The 18,371-nt window shown below is 67.7% G+C and carries 12 protein-coding genes; 6 read left to right on the plus strand and 6 right to left on the minus strand.

The window, feature by feature from the left end; genetic code table 11:
• Window positions 1-27: 27 nt before the first annotated feature.
• Window positions 28-990 carry a LysR substrate-binding domain-containing protein gene (locus VLK31_RS08560; RefSeq protein WP_409167947.1) on the plus strand — a complete coding sequence of 321 codons (963 nt, stop codon included), beginning with the start codon at window positions 28-30 and terminating at the stop codon, window positions 988-990.
• Here VLK31_RS08560 and VLK31_RS08565 read toward each other — a convergent pair.
• The 3 genes from VLK31_RS08565 to VLK31_RS08575 form a co-directional block, all read right to left on the minus strand.
• Window positions 939-1,724, minus strand: coding sequence for a fumarylacetoacetate hydrolase family protein (locus tag VLK31_RS08565; protein ID WP_409167948.1), 786 nt, complete (start codon window positions 1,722-1,724; stop codon window positions 939-941). The two genes, VLK31_RS08560 and VLK31_RS08565, sit on opposite strands and share 52 nt — an antisense overlap.
• Window positions 1,725-2,148: 424 nt before the next feature.
• Window positions 2,149-3,126 (minus strand): tripartite tricarboxylate transporter substrate binding protein, encoded by a 978-nt coding sequence (locus VLK31_RS08570; protein WP_409167949.1) that lies wholly within the window; start codon window positions 3,124-3,126, stop codon window positions 2,149-2,151.
• 230 nt (window positions 3,127-3,356) lie between these two features.
• Entirely contained in the window at window positions 3,357-4,598 is a 1,242-nt protein-coding gene (locus tag VLK31_RS08575) for a pyridoxal-phosphate-dependent aminotransferase family protein (protein ID WP_409167950.1), read from the minus strand.
• A 121-nt stretch (window positions 4,599-4,719) separates the two neighbouring features.
• Between VLK31_RS08575 and VLK31_RS08580 the strand changes: the two genes are divergently transcribed.
• The 5 genes from VLK31_RS08580 (at window position 4,720) to VLK31_RS08600 (ending at window position 14,623) form a co-directional block, all read left to right on the plus strand.
• Window positions 4,720-5,412 (plus strand): GntR family transcriptional regulator, encoded by a 693-nt coding sequence (locus VLK31_RS08580; RefSeq protein ID WP_409167951.1) that lies wholly within the window; start codon window positions 4,720-4,722, stop codon window positions 5,410-5,412.
• A gap of 35 nt (window positions 5,413-5,447) precedes the next feature.
• Complete coding sequence (locus tag VLK31_RS08585) at window positions 5,448-8,531, plus strand: FAD-binding and (Fe-S)-binding domain-containing protein (RefSeq protein WP_409167952.1); 3,084 nt, start codon at window positions 5,448-5,450, stop codon at window positions 8,529-8,531.
• 86 nt (window positions 8,532-8,617) lie between these two features.
• Window positions 8,618-9,859, plus strand: coding sequence for a YbfB/YjiJ family MFS transporter (locus tag VLK31_RS08590; RefSeq protein WP_409167953.1), 1,242 nt, complete (start codon window positions 8,618-8,620; stop codon window positions 9,857-9,859).
• Window positions 9,859-10,392 (plus strand): methylated-DNA--[protein]-cysteine S-methyltransferase, encoded by a 534-nt coding sequence (locus tag VLK31_RS08595; RefSeq protein WP_409167954.1) that lies wholly within the window; start codon window positions 9,859-9,861, stop codon window positions 10,390-10,392. The genes VLK31_RS08590 and VLK31_RS08595 overlap by 1 nt, the downstream gene beginning before the upstream one ends.
• A 280-nt stretch (window positions 10,393-10,672) precedes the next feature.
• Window positions 10,673-14,623: an ESPR-type extended signal peptide-containing protein gene (locus tag VLK31_RS08600; RefSeq protein ID WP_409167955.1), complete on the plus strand. Its 3,951-nt coding sequence runs from the start codon at window positions 10,673-10,675 to the stop codon at window positions 14,621-14,623.
• A 22-nt stretch (window positions 14,624-14,645) separates the two neighbouring features.
• On the opposite strand, the gene VLK31_RS08605 is transcribed toward VLK31_RS08600, so the two are convergent.
• From VLK31_RS08605 to torT, 3 genes are read right to left on the minus strand one after another with little or no spacing between them, the layout of a single operon-like run.
• On the minus strand, window positions 14,646-15,686 hold the full coding sequence (locus tag VLK31_RS08605) for an ABC transporter permease (RefSeq protein WP_409167956.1): 1,041 nt from the start codon (window positions 15,684-15,686) through the stop codon (window positions 14,646-14,648).
• Entirely contained in the window at window positions 15,683-17,188 is a 1,506-nt protein-coding gene (locus tag VLK31_RS08610; protein ID WP_409167957.1) for a sugar ABC transporter ATP-binding protein, read from the minus strand. Before VLK31_RS08610 ends, VLK31_RS08605 begins: the two co-directional genes overlap by 4 nt.
• Window positions 17,189-17,197: 9 nt before the next feature.
• The gene (torT, locus tag VLK31_RS08615; RefSeq protein ID WP_409167958.1) at window positions 17,198-18,280 is read right to left on the minus strand and encodes a TMAO reductase system periplasmic protein TorT; all 1,083 of its coding nucleotides are present in this window, start codon (window positions 18,278-18,280) and stop codon (window positions 17,198-17,200) included.
• Between the last annotated feature and the right edge of the window lie 91 nt (window positions 18,281-18,371).

Genomic DNA, 18,371 nt, shown 5'->3' on the forward strand with positions numbered 1-18,371 from the left:
ACTCACAAATAGAGGAGGCACGCCGCCATGCCGCGCATCGACGTCAACCGCTCCGGCGAGATGGAAGCCTTTGTGCAGGTGGTGGAGTCCGGCGGGTTCTCATCCGCCGCCCGCCTGCTGGGCATGACGCCTTCGGCGGTGAGCAAGCTGGTGGCGCGGCTGGAGCTGCGCCTGGGCATTCAGCTGGTGCACCGCTCCACGCGCAAGCTGCAGCTCACGCCCGAGGGCACCGAGTTCTACGAGCGCAGCACGCGCGTGCTGGCCGACATGGACGAGGCCGAGCGCTGCGCCGCCGCCGGGGCCGCGCCGCGCGGGCGGGTGAGCATCAACGCCAGCGTGTCCTTCGGCCAGCACAAGCTGGTGCCGCTGGTGCCGCGCCTGCTGGAGCAGCATCCGCAGATCACGCTCGACATTGCCCTGACCGACCGCATCGTCGACCTGATGGACGAGCGCGCGGACATTGCGATTCGCTGGGGTCAGTTGCCGTCGTCGGACCTGGTGGCGCGCCGTCTGGGCGAGACCAGCCAGGCCATCGTTGCGGCGCCTTCGTACCTTGAGAAGTACGGCACGCCGCGCACGCCGCAGGAGCTGGAGGCGCACAACCGGCTGGGCTGGACCCACCGGCGCAGCGCGCCCGACTGGCCGCTGCGCGTGGACGCTCGCACGGTGTGGCTGCCGGTGGCCGGACCGGTGCGCGCGGGCGACGGTGAAACGCTGCGCCAGTTGGCCCTTGCGGGAGCGGGCGTGGCGCGGCTGTCGCTGTATCACATTCAGCAAGACATCGATGCGGGCCGGCTGGTGCCGTTGCTCGAGGAGTTCAACCCGTGCGAGGTGGAGCCGATCCATGCGGTGTACATCGGCAAGGCCGGCACGCTGCCCGCGCGGGTGCGGGCGGTGCTGGACTTTCTGGTGGCGTGTTCGGGCGTGGGTGGCGGGCGTTACACGCTCAAGCGCACCACGCCGATGCCGGGGAAAGCCGCGGTCACCTGATCGCCGCGGCGGCAGGGCAGCACGCCGACCCATGAGCCGGTGGTGACGACGGTGCTCTTGGGGGCCGTGCGGCCGTGGCGTGTGATGTGGCGCAGCCAGAGGGGCAGCAGCCATGCGGGGTCGCCCAGCGGATGGGCGCCTTCGCGCACGACGGTCTCTGCGTTGCCGACTTTGGTTTCGCAGCGTTGGGCGGCCCAGTCGATGGCGGCAAGGTCGGCGGCGGTGCAGGGCACCCATTCGCCGAGCACGAGTGCGCCGTGCACTTGGGAGTCGGACAGGCGAAGCAGGGCGTGCGTAGCGGCCAGGTCTTGCCAACGCGCATCGACTATTTCGACGGAGACGGTGAGGGCGTCGATGAGCGACGTGGCGTTGTCGTGGGTGACCTGGGCGGCTTGTTCGGGGGTGACGTCCTGGCCTAGGCGCAGGGCAATTTCTGCTTCGATGCCGGGGGTGTGGAGCACCAGGTCGCTGAAGTCGGCCGAGTTCGGTCGTACGCCTAATGGCGGCAGCGGCGCATGGGTAAGGGTGGCGTTGCGCGAGCCGCCGCCGGACTTCCAGGTACGGGGCACGGGCTGGTCGTCGAACCAGCCCAGTGCTGCGGCCACGGCGTCCTGCACCTCGTAGGCTTGGGTGTCGGAGGCGAGCGCATCGGTCCAGGGCGAGGCATCGAGGGTGCGGTTGCCGCGGCGGGCGGCTACCAGGGCGTCTGTGAGGGCTGTCTGGGAGGGGGTCATGTTTTGGATCTTCTCAGGTTGCTTTTGCAACTTCGGTTCTTGGGGTGTTTGGGGGGCGTTCGTGGCGTTGTGGGCTCGGCTGTTCAGGGCGTGTGCACAGGCCGCCGGGTACTCCCCTCCGCGAATGTCCCCCGCTTCGCGCTATCGCCTCTCCTCCTTTGTTTCGCTGCGTGGAGTACCCGACGCCCTGTGCACTTGGGCACGCTCTGTGTGCTCGCCGATCAACCCTGACTCTGAACAACAACCACGGTGTTGGTGTGCGGCCAATCAACCAGTGCTCTGAACTCGCTCACGCCGATGGGGTGCTCCCCGCAGCGAAATAAAGGAGGAGGCCGCAGGCCGGGGGACATTCGCGGAGGGGAGCACCCCGTCGGCGTGAGCGCCGCCCTGAACGCCCCCGACAGCCCTCAAACAACAAACACAGTCAACTCTCTACGTGAACGTTCCCGTCTTTCACGACCTTCGCCCACTTGGCGATCTCCGTACTGATGAACTGCTTGAACTTTTCCTGCGAGCCACCACCGTCCTCCGCGCCATAGGTGTCCAGCCGCTCCTGCACGTCAGGCATGGCCAGCACGGTGTTGACGTCACGGTTGACCTTCTGCGCAATGGAAGCAGGCAATTTGCCCGGCCCCGCAAGCCCGTACCACGTCGTTGCCTCGAAACCCTGAAAGCCCTGCTCCTGCATCGTCGGAACGTTGGGGTGACCCTTGGCGCGCTTGGTGCGGGTTTGTGCCACCGCAATCACGCGGCCGTTCTTCACGTGAGGCGTTGCGGCCGTCATCGTCTCGAAGCTGTATTGAATCTGCCCGCCCATCAGGTCGGCCAGCAACGGGCCGCTGCCCTTGTACGGCACATGCAGTGCATCGATGCCGCCCTGCAGTTTGAACATTTCCAGCGCCAGATGCTGAGCCGACCCCGCACCCGCGGAACCGAAGCTCACCGTGCCCGGCGCGGCCTTGCATGCGGCCACGATGTCCTTCACGGTCAGCGCCTTCTGGCCCGGGTTGGCAATCAGCAGGTTGGGCGTGACGCCCACCAGCACGATGGGCACGAAGTCGCGCTCCACGTTGTAGCGCAGTTTGGGCTGCAGGCTGGGCGCGAGCGCATGGCTGTTGATGTGGGCCATCAACAGGGTGCTGCCGTCGGCGGGCTGTTGCGCCACGTAGTCGGCCGCCAGCACGCCGGCCACGCCGCCCTTGTTGTCGACGATCACCTGCTGGCCCCACATGATCGTGAGCTTCTGCGCGACCACACGGGCCAGCGCGTCGGTGCCGCCACCGGGCGGAAAACCGACCACGATGCGCACCGGCCCCGACGGCCACTCCTGCGCGAAAAGCCGGGGCACGCCCAGCGTGGCGGCCGCGCCTGCGGCAGCTTGAATGAGGGAACGTCTTTGCATCGTGCTTGTCTCCGTTGTGCTGATATCGGAATAAGGACTCCAACTGCGATCCCGCGAGCCTGCGATCTCGCATGCCCCGCCACACGTCACCTCCACCGTTCGGGCTGAGCTTGTCGAAGCCGGGCCCTGGCTTCGACAAGCTCAGCCCGAACGGTCAGGGGATGCTTTCGAACCTGCAAGAAGAAGAAAGCGCAGGCGCGCCACGCAGCCGTTCGCTACGCAGCCTGTCTCTACGCAGCCTTCTTCAGCGCGGCCGGTGCCGCATGGTTCGCGAAATGGTCCATCGCCGCGTGCACGCCGCTGCCGGCCAGCTTGATGCCCGTGAGCTTCATGCCCATCTCCACGCCCGCGACCATGGCCACCAGCGTCAGGTCGTTGCTGTCGCCCAGGTGGCCCATGCGGAACATGCGGCCCTTGAGCTTGCCCAGGCCGGTGCCCAGCGACAGGTCGAAGCGCTGGTGAATGAGCCGGCGCAGCGCATCGGCATCCACACCCTCGGGCGTGATCACGCCGGTGAGCACCGGCGAGTAAACGGCTGGGTCGGCGCACTGAATCGGCAGGCCCCACGCATTGACGGCCGCGCGCACGCCGGCGGCCCAACGCTGGTGGCGGGCGAACACGTTGTCCAGGCCTTCGCCCAGCAGCATGTCCAGCGACTCCGACAGGCCGTACAGCAGGTTGGTGTTGGGCGTGTAGGGCCAGTAGCCGTCCTTGTTCATCTCGACGATCTCGTCCCAGGCCCAGAAGGCGCGCGGCAGTTTGGCGTGTTTGGCGGCTTCCAGCGCGCGCGGCGAGAGCGCGTTGAAGCTGATGCCCGGCGGCAGCATCAGGCCCTTCTGCGAGCCGCTGACGGTCACGTCCACGCCCCATTCGTCATGCCTGAAATCGGCACTGGCCAGGCCGGAGATGCTGTCGACCAGCAGCAATGCGGGGTGGCCCGCCGCGTCGATGGCCTTGCGCACGGAGGCGATGTCGGAGGTGGCGCCGGTGGAGGTTTCGTTGTGCACCACGCACACGGCCTTGATCTTTTTCTCGGTGTCCTTGCGCAGACGGGCTTCGATGAGTTCGGCCTGCACGCCGTGGCGCCAGCCGGGCGCGTTGGGCAATTGCGCGTCGGTGCCCGGCCATGCGAGGAACTCGGTCGACAGGCCCAGGCGCGTGGCCATCTTCTGCCACAGCGAGGCGAAGTGGCCGGTCTCGTACATGAGCACATGGTCGCCGGGGCTCAGCGTGTTGGCCAGCGCGGCCTCCCAGGCGCCGGTGCCCGAGGCGGGGTAGATGGCGACCGGGTGCTTCGTCTTGAACACCTGCTGGATGCCGGCCAGCACCTTCAGCCCGAGCGCGCCGAACTCGGGCCCGCGGTGGTCGATGGTGGGCAGGCTCATGGCCCGCAGGATGCGGTCAGGCACCGGGCTGGGGCCTGGAATCTGGAGGAAGTGGCGACCGGTAGGGTGGATGTCGAGTTGAAGCATGGACTGTCCTTTCGCTTTTTAGTTTTGCATTCAAAATGCATTTTTGTTTGATGGTTTTCCCTGAGGCGCTGGTGTTGTGACGTCCATTTTTTGCATTCAAAATGCATTCAAGGGAAAAACCATGACCGCAGAAATCATCGAGATATCCAGGCTCGCCTTGCACGACCAGGTGGCCTCGCGCCTGCGCACCATGCTGGTCGAAGGGCACATCGCGCCCGGCGCCAAGCTCAACGAGCGCGAGCTGTGCCTGCAGCTCAACGTGTCGCGCACGCCGCTGCGCGAGGCCATCAAGCTGCTGGCGGCCGAAGGGCTGGTCGACCTGCTGCCCAACCGCGGCGCGGTGGCGGTGAAGCTCACCGAGGCCGATGTGCTCAACACCTTCGAGGTGCTGGCGATGCTGGAAGGCATGTCGGGCGAGCTGGCGGCCAAGCGCATCACCAACGAAGAGCTGGCCGAGGTGCGCGCGCTGCACTACGAAATGATGGCCTGCTTCTCGCGGCGCGACCTGTCGGGCTACTACCGGCTGAACGCGCGCATTCACACGGCCATCAACGAGGCGGCGGCCAACCCGGTGCTGTCGGGCACCTACCGCTCCATCAACGCGCGCGTGCAGTCGCTGCGCTTTCGCACCAACCAGAACGAGGCGAAGTGGAAGCACGCCGTGCAGGAGCACGAACAGATGATCGACGCGCTGGCCGCGCGCGACGCGCTCGCCATGCGCAAGGTGCTGGTGGCGCATGTGCTGCGCAAGCGCGACACGGTGCTGGAGCTGCTGCGCGCGGGCGAGATCTATCCCTCGGCCAAGTCCAGCTGAGCCAAGCTGAGCCCTCAAAAAAACAAACCCCCACCATGCGCATCGACCCCGCCAGCCACATGCAGCCAGCCGGAACCGTTCTTCCGCCCAACGACACCTGCGAGCTGCTTGCGCGCCGGCTGCGCGCCGACACGCAGGGCGAGGTGCTGTTCGACGACGGTTCGCGCGGGCGCTACGCCACCGACGCGTCCATCTACCAGATCACACCGGTCGGCGCCTTCGTGCCGACCCACGAGCGCGACATTGCCACCGCCATCGACATTGCCCGCGACCTGAAGGTGCCGGTGCTCGCGCGCGGCGGCGGCACCAGCCAGTGCGGGCAGACCACGGGCGCGGCGCTGGTCATCGACAACAGCAAGCACTTCAGGCGCGTGCTGGAGCTGAACGTGGAAGAGGGCACCGCCACCGTGGAGCCCGGCCTGGTGCTCGACCACCTGAACGCGCAGCTCAAGCCGCACGGGCTCTGGTATCCGGTGGACGTGTCGACCAGCGCGCAGGCCACGCTGGGTGGCATGGCGGGCAACAACTCCTGCGGCTCGCGCTCCATCGCCTACGGCAACATGGTGCACAACGTGCTGGGCGCGAGCGCATGGTTGTCGAACGGGGAGCTGGTCGACTTTGGTCCGGTCGGCACGCTGGGCGTGCGCGCGGCGGGCATTGCGCAGTTTGTGCGCGGCCTTGCGCGCCAGCAGCAGGAGCAGATGGCCGCGCACTGGCCCAAGGTGATGCGCCGCGTGGGCGGCTACAACCTGGACATCTTCGACAACCAGAGCGAGAAGCCGTACACCGCCGACGGCTCGGTGAACCTGGCGCACCTGCTCATCGGTTCCGAAGGCACGCTGGCCTACACGCGCAGCCTGAAGCTCAAGCTGGCGCCGCTGCCGCGTGCCAAGGTGCTGGGCATCGTCAACTTTCCGACCTTTCGCGCGGCCATGGATGCGGCGCAGCACATCGTCAAGCTGGGGCCGACGGCGGTGGAGCTGGTCGACCGCACCATGATCGAGCTGAGCCTGTCCAACCCGGCCTTCAGGCCCACGGTGGAAACCGCGCTCATCGGCAAGCCGGCGGCCATTCTGCTGGTGGAGTTCTCGGGCGCGGACAAGGCCACGCTGTTGCCGCAACTCAAGCAGCTCGTGGAACTGATGGGCGACTTGGGCCTGCCGAAGAGCGTGGTCGAAATGCCCGACGACGCGCGCCAGAAAAACCTGTGGGAGGTGCGCAAGGCGGGCCTCAACATCATGATGAGCCTGAAGGGCGACGGCAAACCCGTGAGCTTCATCGAAGACTGCGCGGTGCCGCTCGAACACCTGGCCGAGTACACGGACGCGCTGACTGAGGTGTTCGCCCGGCACGGCAGCCGCGGCACCTGGTACGCGCATGCGTCGGTCGGCACGCTGCATGTGCGGCCCATTCTGGACATGCGCGTGGACGGTGCCGCCAGGATGCGCGCCATTGCCGAAGAAGCCAGCGCGCTGGTGCGCAAGTACAAGGGCGCCTTCAGCGGCGAGCATGGCGACGGCCTGTGCCGCGGGGAATGGATCGAATGGCAGTTTGGTCCGGCCATCAACGAGGCCTTTCGCGCCATCAAGCGCAAGCTCGACCCCATCGACCTGTTCAACCCCGGCAAGATCATCGACCCGCCGCGCATGGACGACGGCGCGCTGTTTCGCTTTGCGCCGCCCACGGCGCCCAGGCCCTACCGCCGCATCGAACTGAAGCCGGTGCTCGACTGGTCGGGCTGGAACGTCAACGCCGACCCCGTCACCGAGGTCACCACCGCGCACGGCACCGGCGGCGACAGCACCGGCGGCCTGGCCAAGGCGGTGGAGATGTGCAACAACAACGGCCACTGCCGCAAGTTCGACGCCGGCACCATGTGCCCCAGCTACCGCGTGACGCGCGACGAGCAGCACCTGACGCGCGGGCGTGCCAACACGCTGCGCCTGGCGCTGTCGGGCCAGCTCGGCCCCGACGCCTTCACCAGCGAAGCCATGCACGACACCATGGACCTGTGCGTCGGCTGCAAGGGCTGCAAGCGCGACTGCCCCACGGGCGTGGACATGGCGAAGATGAAGGTCGAGTTTCTGGACCACTACAAAAAGCGCCACGGCCACACCCTGAAAGACAGGCTGGTGGCCCACCTGCCGGACTACGCGCACAAGGCCAGCCGCATGCCGTGGCTGCTGAACCTGCGCAACAGCGTGCCCGGCGCGGCCTGGCTGGGTGAGAAGCTGCTGGGCTTTTCCGCCAGGCGCTCGCTGCCCGCCTGGCGCAGCGACACCTTCTGGCGCGCCAAGGCCAACGAGCCGGGCCTGTTCGTGGAGCGCGACGTGGCGCTGGCCATTGCGCGGCGCGGCGGCAAGGCGGCGGTGCTGTTCGTCGACACCTTCAACGGCACCTTCGAGAGCGAGAACGCCTTTGCCGCGGCGCGCGTGCTGCAGGCGGCCGGCTACGTGCTGCACACGGTGGAAAAGCGCGGCGGGCACCACTGCTGCGGGCGCACCTTTCTGGCCAGCGGCATGGTCGACGAGGCCAAGAAAAAGGCCGAGGCGCTCATCGACGCGCTGCTGCCGCTGGCGCGCGCGGGCGTGCCCATCGTCGGGCTGGAGCCGTCGTGCCTGCTCACGCTGCGCGACGAGACGCTGGTGATGGGCTTCGGCGAGAAGGCCGAGCTGGTGGCCCGGCATGCGCTGCTGTTCGAGGAGTTCATTGCGCGCGAGATCAAGCAGGGCCGCTTTGCGCTGGCGCTGAAGCCGGCCACGCAACCCATCCTGCTGCACGGCCACTGCCACCAGAAGGCCTTTGGCGCGGTGAGCCCGGTGATGGAGGTGCTCAAGCTGATTCCGGGCGCGCAGCCCGAGCTCATCGAAAGCTCCTGCTGCGGCATGGCCGGCAGCTTCGGCTACGAGGCCAGCCATTACGAGGTGTCGATGCAGATGGCCGAGGCCAGCCTGCTGCCCGCCATTCGCAAGCAGCCGAACGCCGTCGTGGTGGCCGACGGCATCAGCTGCCGGCACCAGATCGGCGACGGCGCGCAGCGCGAGGCGGTGCATGTGGCGGTGCTGCTGGAGCGGCATCTGCTGCACGGCGACACGGTCGGTGCGGCAGACGCGATCTGATGCGGTCTGAAGGGGCCGCATCAGGCGCGGGCAGGATCGGGCAGGCTGCCGCAGAATAGCCCGCGCGTCACCCGCCGCCCGTTCCGATGTCGACTCCCTTCCCATCCTCCATCCCCACGCCGCCCGTGCTGCGGCTCGCCTTCGCGCTGTCGATGGGTGCGGCCGTGTCGCTGGGCATCACGCGCTTCGCCTACGGGCTGCTGCTGCCGCCGATGCGCGCCGACCTGGGCTGGAGCTATGCGCTGGCCGGTGGCATGAACACCGCCAACGCGGTGGGCTACCTGATCGGCGCGCTGGTCACGCCGGCGCTGATGCGGCGCTTCGGCGTCACGCGGCTGCTGGTGGTGGGCGCGGTGCTTGCCAGTGTGTTCATGGCGGGCAGCGGCTTTGTCACCGCCGCGCCGGCCTTGCTGCTGCAGCGGCTGCTGGCGGGCGTGGCAAGTGCGTGGGTGTTCGTGGCGGGCGGGCTGCTGGCGGCGCGGCTCGGCGAGGTCGATGCGGCCCGCGGATCGCAACGAAGCGGCCTGTTGCTCGGCATCTACTACGGCGGCACGGGCTTCGGCATTGCGTTGTCCGCAGTGCTGGTGCCGCAGGTGCTGCGCGCTGCGGCCGACGTGCCGCACGGCTGGGCCTGGGCCTGGTGGGCGCTGGCGGTATCGAGCGCCGCGGCCACCGTGCTGCTGGCCTGGGCGGGCCGTGCGATGCCGGAGCGGCCGGTGCACGCGGCCTCCAAGGCGGCAGCCACCACGGCACCGCCGGTCGCGCTGCGCAGTTTCGGCTGGGCGCTGGCGGGCTATGCCTTGTTCGGCATGGGCTACATCGGGTACATGACTTTCGTGATCGCGCTGCTGCGCGAGCAGGGCGCCAGCGGTGGGTTCGTCACGCTGTTCTATGCCTTGCTGGGCGTTGCCTGCGTGGCCTCTTCGCGGCTGTGGGCCGGGCTGCTCGACCGCTACCGCGGCGGGCAGCCGCAGGCGCTGCTGAACGGGCTGCTGGGCGTGGCCACGCTGCTGCCGGTGCTGAGCCCTTCGGCGCCGGTGGCGCTGGTGTCGGGCGTGTTGTTCGGCGGGGTGTTTCTGTCCGTGGTGGCCTCGACCACCGCGCTGGTGCGCCACAACCTGCCACCGGCGCGCTGGGCGCAGGGCATCAGCGTGTTCACCATCGTCTTTGCGGCGGGGCAGATCGTTGGGCCGACCGTTACGGGCTGGATTTCCGACGGCCCCGGCGGGCTTGCGCGGGGCCTGGTGGCCTCGGCGATGGCGCTTTGGCTGGGCGCGGTGCTGGCGTCGCGCCAGCATGCGCTGCAGGAGCCGCAGGAGCCAAAGTGATGGGCTTTGCGCTGTTCGACACCGCCATCGGCAAGTGCGCTCTGGCGTGGGGACCGCAGGGGCTGGCAGGTGTGCAACTGCCGGCAGACGACGGCGAGCAGGCCACGCGTGCGTGCATGCGACAGCGCTTTACGCAACTGCAAGAAGCCCCGCCCGACGAAATGGCCCAGCAGGCCATTGCCGCAATTCAGGGCCTGCTGCAGGGCGTGCGCGACGACCTGAGCCACATCGCGCTCGACATGCGCGGCGTGTCGGCGTTTCATCAGCGCGTCTACGCCATCGCCCGGCGCATTCCGCCGGGGCAGACGCGCACCTACGGCGACATCGCCCAGGAGCTTGGCGACAAGGGCCTGTCGCGCGCCGTGGGGCAGGCGATGGGGCACAACCCCTTCGCGCCGGTGGTGCCGTGCCACCGTGTGCTGGCGGCGGGCAACAAGCCGGGCGGGTTTTCCGCGGGCGGCGGTGCCTTGACCAAGCTGCGCATGCTCGCCATCGAGGATGCGCGGCCGAACGGGATGGCCTCGCTGTTCTAGCGGCTTGCCTGCAGGCGGCTGCGAACACGCAGCCCTTCGCCTGGGTCCGCCGGGTGAGACCGAAAACGTAAATTTTTCACACTTAGCCGGCCGAGATCAGGCCTGCGGCGGGGTCGCGCCGGTTTTAGGAGTGCTCCTATGTTTGTTAACTAAGGCAAATTTTAAATTCGCGTCCAGCAAACGAAGGGTTCTGTTTGCAGGCCGAAGTCGCATGGTGCGGTGTCGGTTTTCGGAAGTTCTTTTCCATCCCGAACCTGAACATTCTTCGCACCAAGAGATCATGAATCACGTTTACCGCCTCGTCTGGAACTACACCACCCGCATGTGGGCGCCGGCCGCCGAAAGTGCACGCGGACGCGGAAAGTCCGGCACGCGCCGCAACGCCGTCGTGGTGGCTGCCGGCCTTGTGGTTGCTGTGTTGACCTCGCTGGCTGGCGTCGACGCCAACGCTTCCGGCCTCATGCTGTGCGGCCCCGACTACAAACAGACCGGCCGCGCCTTCGGCCACGCCACGGACTCTGCTGCTCTCGACTGCTCGGGCGGTCTCGCCTACGCGTTGTCGAGTGGATCGAACCCCAATGGCGGGGCCAGCAGTGACTGGGGCGACAAGGGGTATGTTCGAACCTGGATGAGCGGTCTGACGGAGTTGGGGGGCGCGTTGAAGGTCGATATCCAGTCCAGTGCGGGCTCGGTTGCAATCAACGGCAGGACGGGTGTGAACATCAACACGTCGATGAACAGCCGCACGACCATCGGCGGCAACGGCCTGGTCGACATGAGCGGCCAGAAGATCGGCGGCGTGCAGGCCGGGCTTGTCAGTTCGTCCAGCACCGAGGCGATCAACGGTTCGCAACTGCAGGCACTGGACACGCGCCTCACCGATTCGACAGCAACCGCCGCCAAGGACGCCGCTGCGGCCAAGGCTGCTGCGAGCGCGGCGCAAACGACGGCTGGTGCGGCGAACACGGCTGCTGGCAAGGCACAGACCACGGCCGACTCTGCGAACACCGCTGCTGGCAAGGCGCAGTCCTCGGCTGATTCTGCAAACACGGCTGCTGGCAAGGCACAGACCACGGCTGACTCTGCAAACACGGCTGCTGGCAAGGCACAGACCACGGCTGACTCTGCGAACACGGCTGCTGGCAAGGCACAGACCACGGCTGACTCTGCGAACACGGCTGCTGGCAAGGCACAGACCTCGGCCGATTCTGCGAACACGGCTGCTGGCAAGGCACAGACGACGGCTGATGCTGCGAGCATGGCTGCCGGCAAGGCACAGACCACGGCTGACTCTGCGAACACGGCTGCTGGCAAGGCACAGACGGCGGCTGACTCGGCGAACACGGCCGCTGGCAAGGCACAGACGACGGCTGATTCTGCGAACACGGCTGCTGGCAAGGCACAGACCACGGCTGACTCTGCGAACACGGCTGCTGGCAAGGCACAGACCACGGCTGATGCTGCGAGCACGGCTGCTGGCAAGGCACAGACCACGGCCGATAGCGCAATGACCACCGCCAGTGCCGCAAAAACCGCTGCTAGCAACGCGCAACGGACCGCCGACGGCGCAACGACCGCCGCTGGCACGGCACAGACCACTGCTGATGCCGCGAACACGGCTGCCGGCAAGGCACAGACGACGGCTGACTCCGCGAGCAGGGCTGCTGGCAAAGCGCAGACCACGGCTGACTCTGCGAACACGGCCGCTGCCAAAGCGCAGACCACGGCCGATAGCGCAATGACCACCGCCACTACCGCAAACACCGCTGCTAGCAACGCGCAACGGACCGCCGACGGCGCAACGACCGCCGCTGGCACGGCACAGAGCACTGCTGATTTCGCGAACACCGCTGCTGGCAAAGCGCAGACCACGGCTGACTCTGCGAACACGGCCGCTTCCAAAGCGCAGACCACGGCCGATAGCGCAATGACCACCGCCAGTACCGCAAACACCGCTGCTAGCAACGCGCAACGGACCGCCGACGGCGCAACGACCGCCGCTGGCACGGCACAGACCACTGCTGATTCCGCGAACACCGCAGCTGGCAAGGCGCAGACCACTGCTGACTCCGCGAGCACGGCTGCTGGCAAGGCACAGACCTCGGCTGATTCGGCGAACACCGCCGCTGCCAAGGCGCAGACCACTGCCGATAGCGCAATGACCACCGCCAGTACCGCAAACATCGCTGCTAGCAACGCGCAACGGACCGCCGACGGCGCAACGACCGCCACTGGCACGGCACAGACCACCGCTGATTTCGCTAGCGCCGCAGCTGGCAAAGCACAGACCACGGCCGATTCTGCGAACACCGCTGCTGGCAAGGCACAGACCACGGCCGATAGCGCAATGACCACCGCCAGTGCCGCAACCACCGCTGCTGGCAAGGCGCAGACCACGGCTGATGGCGCAATGACCGCCGCCGGTAGCGCAAACACCGCTGCTAGCAACGCGCAACGGACCGCCGACGGCGCAACGACCGCCGCTGGCACGGCACAGAGCACTGCTGATTTCGCTAGCGCCGCAGCTGGCAAAGCACAGACTACGGCCGACTCTGCGAGCACGGCTGCTGGCAAGGCACAGACGACAGCTGACTCTGCAACCACCGCTGCTGGCATGGCGCAGACCACGGCTGATGGCGCAATGACCGCCGCCAGTAGCGCAAACACCGCGGCTAGCACCGCGCAACGGACCGCCGACGGCGCAGCGACCGCCGCTGGCAAGGCACAGACCACGGCTGATTCGGCGAACACCGCCGCTGGCAAGGCACAGACCACCGCCGATAGCGCAATGACCACCGCCAGTACCGCAAACATCGCTGCTAGCAACGCGCAACGGACCGCCGACGGCGCAACGACCGTCGCTGGCAACGCGCAAACCACAGCCAATACCGCAAGCGCGGCAGCTGGCAATGCGCAGAGCACCGCAGATCGCGCTGCAACCGCTGCTGGCAATGCACAAACGACAGCGAATGCCGCCAACACCGCAGCTGGCAACGCCCAGCAAACCGCCGACGGCGCAACGACCGCTGCAGGCAATGCACAAACCACGGCCAACACCGCAAGCACCGCTGCCAGCAACGCCCAAAAAACCGCTGACGGCGCAACGACCGCTGCAGGCAATGCACAAGCCACGGCCAACACCGCAAGCACCGCTGCTGGCAACGCCCAAAAAACCGCTGACGGCGCAACGACTGCTGCAGGCAATGCACAAGCCACGGCCAACACCGCAAGCACCGCTGCCGGCAACGCCCAACGAACCGCTGACGGCGCAACGACTGCTGCAGGCAATGCACAAGCCACGGCCAACACCGCAAGCACCGCTGCCGGCAACGCCCAAAAAACCGCCGATGGCGCAACGACCGCTGCAGGCAATGCCCAAACCACGGCCAACACCGCGAACACCGCCGCTGGTGCTGCCCAAACCACCGCCGACGGCGCAGCAACCACCGCCAGCAACGCCCAATCCACCGCCGATTCCGCAAGCACCGCAGCCGTCAAGGCCCAGCGCACCGCCGACTCGGCAAAGGCCGATGTGTCCGCGGTCGACAAGCGTGTCCAAACCATCGCAACCGCAGGTTCATCCGTCGCATCCGACGCCGCCAAGGACGGCCGCGAGGCCGCCAGCGTGAAGAGCGGCAGCAAGGGCGTGGCCATTGGCGCGCAGGCCGCCACGCAAGGGCAGCGCGCGGTGGCGATCGGTGCCGGTGCCCGGGCTTCGGCCGACGGCAGCGTGGCGCTGGGTGCCCATGCCGTGGCCAGCGCACCGGGTGCGGTCGCCATCGGCGAAGGCTCCACAGCCGACCGCGCCAACACGGTGTCCGTCGGCGCGCAAGGCGCGGAGCGCCAGATCACCAACGTGGCGCCGGGCACGCAGCCGACCGACGCCGTCAACCTCGGCCAGGCGATGGACCTGTCTCGTCAAGCGATTGGCCAGGCGGTCGGCCAGGCCGTGCAGCAAGCCAACGCCTACACCGACCAGAAGGTGAACGAGGTGCGCCAGGACGCCAACGCCGGCACCGCCGCCGCCATGGCCATGGCCGGCTTGACCACCAGCGCGCAGCCCGGAAAAAACATGGTCTCCGCCGCCGCCTCCACCTACGAAGGTCAGACGGCGCTGGCCATCGGCGTGTCGACCATGTCCGACGACGGCCGCCGGGTCTACAAGGTCTCGGGCTCCAGCACGTCGCGTGGCAGCGTGGGTGCGACCGTGGCGGTGGGCTTCAGCTGGTAAGGCATCGCCGGTGCTGGAGCTGTCAGGCCGGCGCCACCATGCGGTGGCGCAACTGGTCGGCCACCACGGCCACGATCAGCAGCACGCCCAGCACCACCATCTGCAGGTAAGAGCCCACGCTGGCCAGGTTCATGCCGTTCTGCACCAGCCCGATGAAGATGGCGCCCATCACCACGTTGGGCACACGGCCGATGCCGCCGCGCAGGCTCACGCCGGCAATCACGCAGGCGGCAATGGACTCCAGCGCCACGCTGCCGCCCAGGTTGGCCTCGCCGGTCTCCACGCGCGCCGTCAGCAGCAGCCCGCTCACGGCGGCCAGGCCGGCGCACAGCAGGTAGGCCATCAGCAGCACGCGGCGCGTGTCGATGCCCGAAAGCGCCGCGGCCTTGGCATTGCCGCCCACGGCCAGCAGGTGCGTGCCGGTTGGCATGCGCGCCATGAGCACGCCCATGCCCGCCACGCACACGGCGGTGACCAGAATGGGTATCGGAATGCCCAGCAAGGTGCCAAAGCCGAACAGCTCGCTGAACTGGCTGGGCATGCCCGACACCGGCACGCCGCCCGTGAGGTACAGCGCAAAGCCGAAGCCGATCGACTGCACACCCAGCGTCACGATGAAGGGCGACACGCCGATGAACGCCACGCCAATGCCGTTGACCAGACCCACGCTCAGCCCCGCGAGCAGCCCGCACACGCAGCCGGCAATCACCACCACCCAGGTCGCGTCTGGCAGGGCGGCGCCAAAGGCCTGCATGGCCAGCGCCGACACCACCGACGTAATGGCCATCACCGTGCCCACCGACAGGTCGAACCCGCCCGTGACCAGCGCCAGCATCTGCCCCATCGACACCAGAATCAGGTAGACCGACTGGCGCAGCAGATTCACCAGGTTCTGCACCGTAAGGAACTGGTCCGACAGCGTGCTGAACACGATGAAGGCAATCACCAGCATGAAGGGCAGCACGCCCAGGCGCAGGAACAGGTTGCGCAGCAGCCCGAGGGCACGGCCGCCCAGGCCGGGAGGGGTTGCTGGCGCAACGGCGCTGGTGGAAGACGCGGTCATGGTTTTCTTTCGCTGGAACCGAAGAACAGGTTGAGCACGGCGCTCTCTTGAATGGCGTCGCCCTGCAGCTCGCCGGCCATCTGGCCGCGGCACATCACGTACACGCGGTGGCTCAGGTGCAGCACCTCGGGCAGGTCGGACGAAATGACGACCACCGCCGCGCCGCCTTCGCAGAGCTTCTGAATCACCTGGTACAGCGCGCTGCGCGTGCCGATGTCCACGCCCACCGTGGGCTCGTCGAACACATACAACGCGGCCTCGCGCGTCATGCCCTTGCCGAACAGCACCTTCTGCTGGTTGCCGCCCGAGAGCAGGCCCACGGGCCTGTCAAGGTTGCGCGGCGCCAGCTCCACACGCTCGGCGGCAGTGGCCGACAGCCGCCGGCCCAGGCGATTGCGCAGCCAGCCGCCACGGCCGCGCAACGGTCCGTGCACCAGCGGCAGCGTGATGTTGGCGCGCGAGCTGAAGCCCAGCACCAGCCCTTCGCCCTTGCGGTCGGGCGGCAGGTAGAACAGGCCTTCGTCGAGCAACTGGCGCACCTTGGCACCGGTGCGCGGCTGGCCCTTGAACAGCACACGGCCTTCGCTCACCGCATCGAGCCCGTAGACCGCGCGAAACAGCTCCGACTTGCCACAGCCCACCAGCCCCGCCAGCCCGACCACTTCACCACGCCGCACCGTGAGGCTGGCGTTGCGCACGCCGTTGGGCGAGCTCAGCCCGTCCACCTGCAGCACCACCTCGCCGGGACGGCAGGCAATGCGTGGGTAGATCTGTTCGATGGCGCGCCCGCTCATCAGCTCTATCAGCCGGTCGGCGCTGGTTTCGCTGGCCTGCACCGTGGTCACCTTGCGTCCGTCGCGCAGCACCGTGATGCGGTCGGCAATCTGCGCAATTTCCTGCATGCGGTGCGAGATGTAGACGATGCCCACGCCGCGCGCCTTGAGCCGCGCGACCAGCGCGAACAGGCGCTGCGTTTCGGTGTCGGTGAGCGAGGCGGTGGGCTCGTCCAGTATCAGCACCGACACCTCGCCGCGCAGGCCCTTCGCAATTTCCACCATCTGCTGCTGCGCCCGCGAGAGGCCGGAAACGGACGCGTCGCAGTCGATGTCGAACCCCAGGTCGGCCAGCATTGCGCGGGCCCGTTCGCGCAATGCGGCACGGTCGAGCAGGCCCCGCTTGCACGGCTCTTCGCCCAGGCTCAGGTTCTGCGCCACCGACAGCGTGGGAATCAGCGAGAACTCCTGAAACACCGCGCTGATGCCGTGGCGCCGCGCGTCGTGCACGTTGGAGAACTTCACAGGCTCGCCGTGCAGGCGGATCTCGCCGGTCGAGGGCTGGTTGGCCCCGGCCAGCAGCGAGATCAGCGTCGACTTGCCGGCCCCGTTCTCGCCGAACAGCACATGCACCTCGCCGGCGCGCAATTCGAAGTCGACGCCGTCCAGCGCCAGCACGCCGGGGTAGCGCTTGCCCAGGCCCAGGGTTTGCAGCAGCAGGGGAGGCATGAAGCGGGCTTACTTGACTTCGAACACCGGCTTGAAGCCCGGCGGCGGAAGAATGTCGTCGAGCTTCACGCTCTTGATGTTGCTGCTGTCGACCACAAAGATCTTCGGGCCGACGTGCTTCACCAGCTCCTTGTTCTCCAGCAGGCGCACGGCCTGGTCGACTGCGATGCGGCCCTGAATGACCATGGAGTCCGCCGGCGAGGCAACGATGCGGCCCTTCTGAATGCCCTCGTACACGCCCGGCGTCATGTAGAACGACAGCACCTGCACCTTCTTGTCGAGCCCGCGCGAACGCAGGATGCCGGTGGCGGCCTCGGCAGTCACGGCCGTGCCGGCCACGTAGGCCAGGTCGGGGTTGCCCTGCAGCACGTCTTCGACCAGTTTGCTCTGCGCCTCCTTGCCGGTGTCGCCGTACTTGGGGTCGAGCGCCACCACGGCGCTGCCCTTGATGGCGTCCATGAAGCCCTTGTGCGCGGCCTCGACCCAGCCCGCGCCGGCCGGGCCGGGGAACCAGCCGACCTTCACCGCCGGCGAACCTGCGGGGTGCTTCTTGGCCAGGTAGTCGCCGGTGGTATGGCCCATTGTGTAGAACGACACCAGTGACTTGGCCGACAGCTCGGGCGAGCTGATGCCGTTGACCAGGTCGATCACCGGCACCTTCTTCGCGGCCGTCGCCTTGATGACGTTGTTGAGCCCGTCGCCCGAAATGGCGCCGATGATCACCGCGTTGGCGCCGCGCGCCACGCAGTCCTCGATCTGCGAGACCTGCTTGCTCAGGTTGGTGTAGCCGCCCGCGTCGAGCACCTGCAGCTTCACGCCCTGGCGCTTCGCCTCTTCGATCACGCCGTAGTCCACGCCGAGCCAGTAGGCGTCTTTCATGTGCGGGAAGGACACGCAGATGTCCCATTTCTTCGACGCCTTGGCGAGCGGCGTGTAGTCGATGGGCTTTTTCGTGCCCTCGGCCGAGAAGGCCGGCTCGGTGGCCTCGGCCTTGTAAGGGAACCAGTCGGCGGCAGCGGCATGGCCGTGCCACAGCAGGGCAGCGGCGAGCGAGACGGCGGTCAATGAAACGCGCAGGGACGAGCTGTTCATGAAGAACTCCTTGGGTGAGGGCAGAAAAGGTGGATGGAAACGGGGGACTGACACAAACCGTTCGGGCTCGGCTCTCAACCGTCCGGGCTGA

Origin of the sequence: Variovorax sp. H27-G14, from assembly GCF_046156345.1 — a bacterium.
Taxonomy (GTDB): Bacteria; Pseudomonadota; Gammaproteobacteria; order Burkholderiales; family Burkholderiaceae_C; genus Variovorax.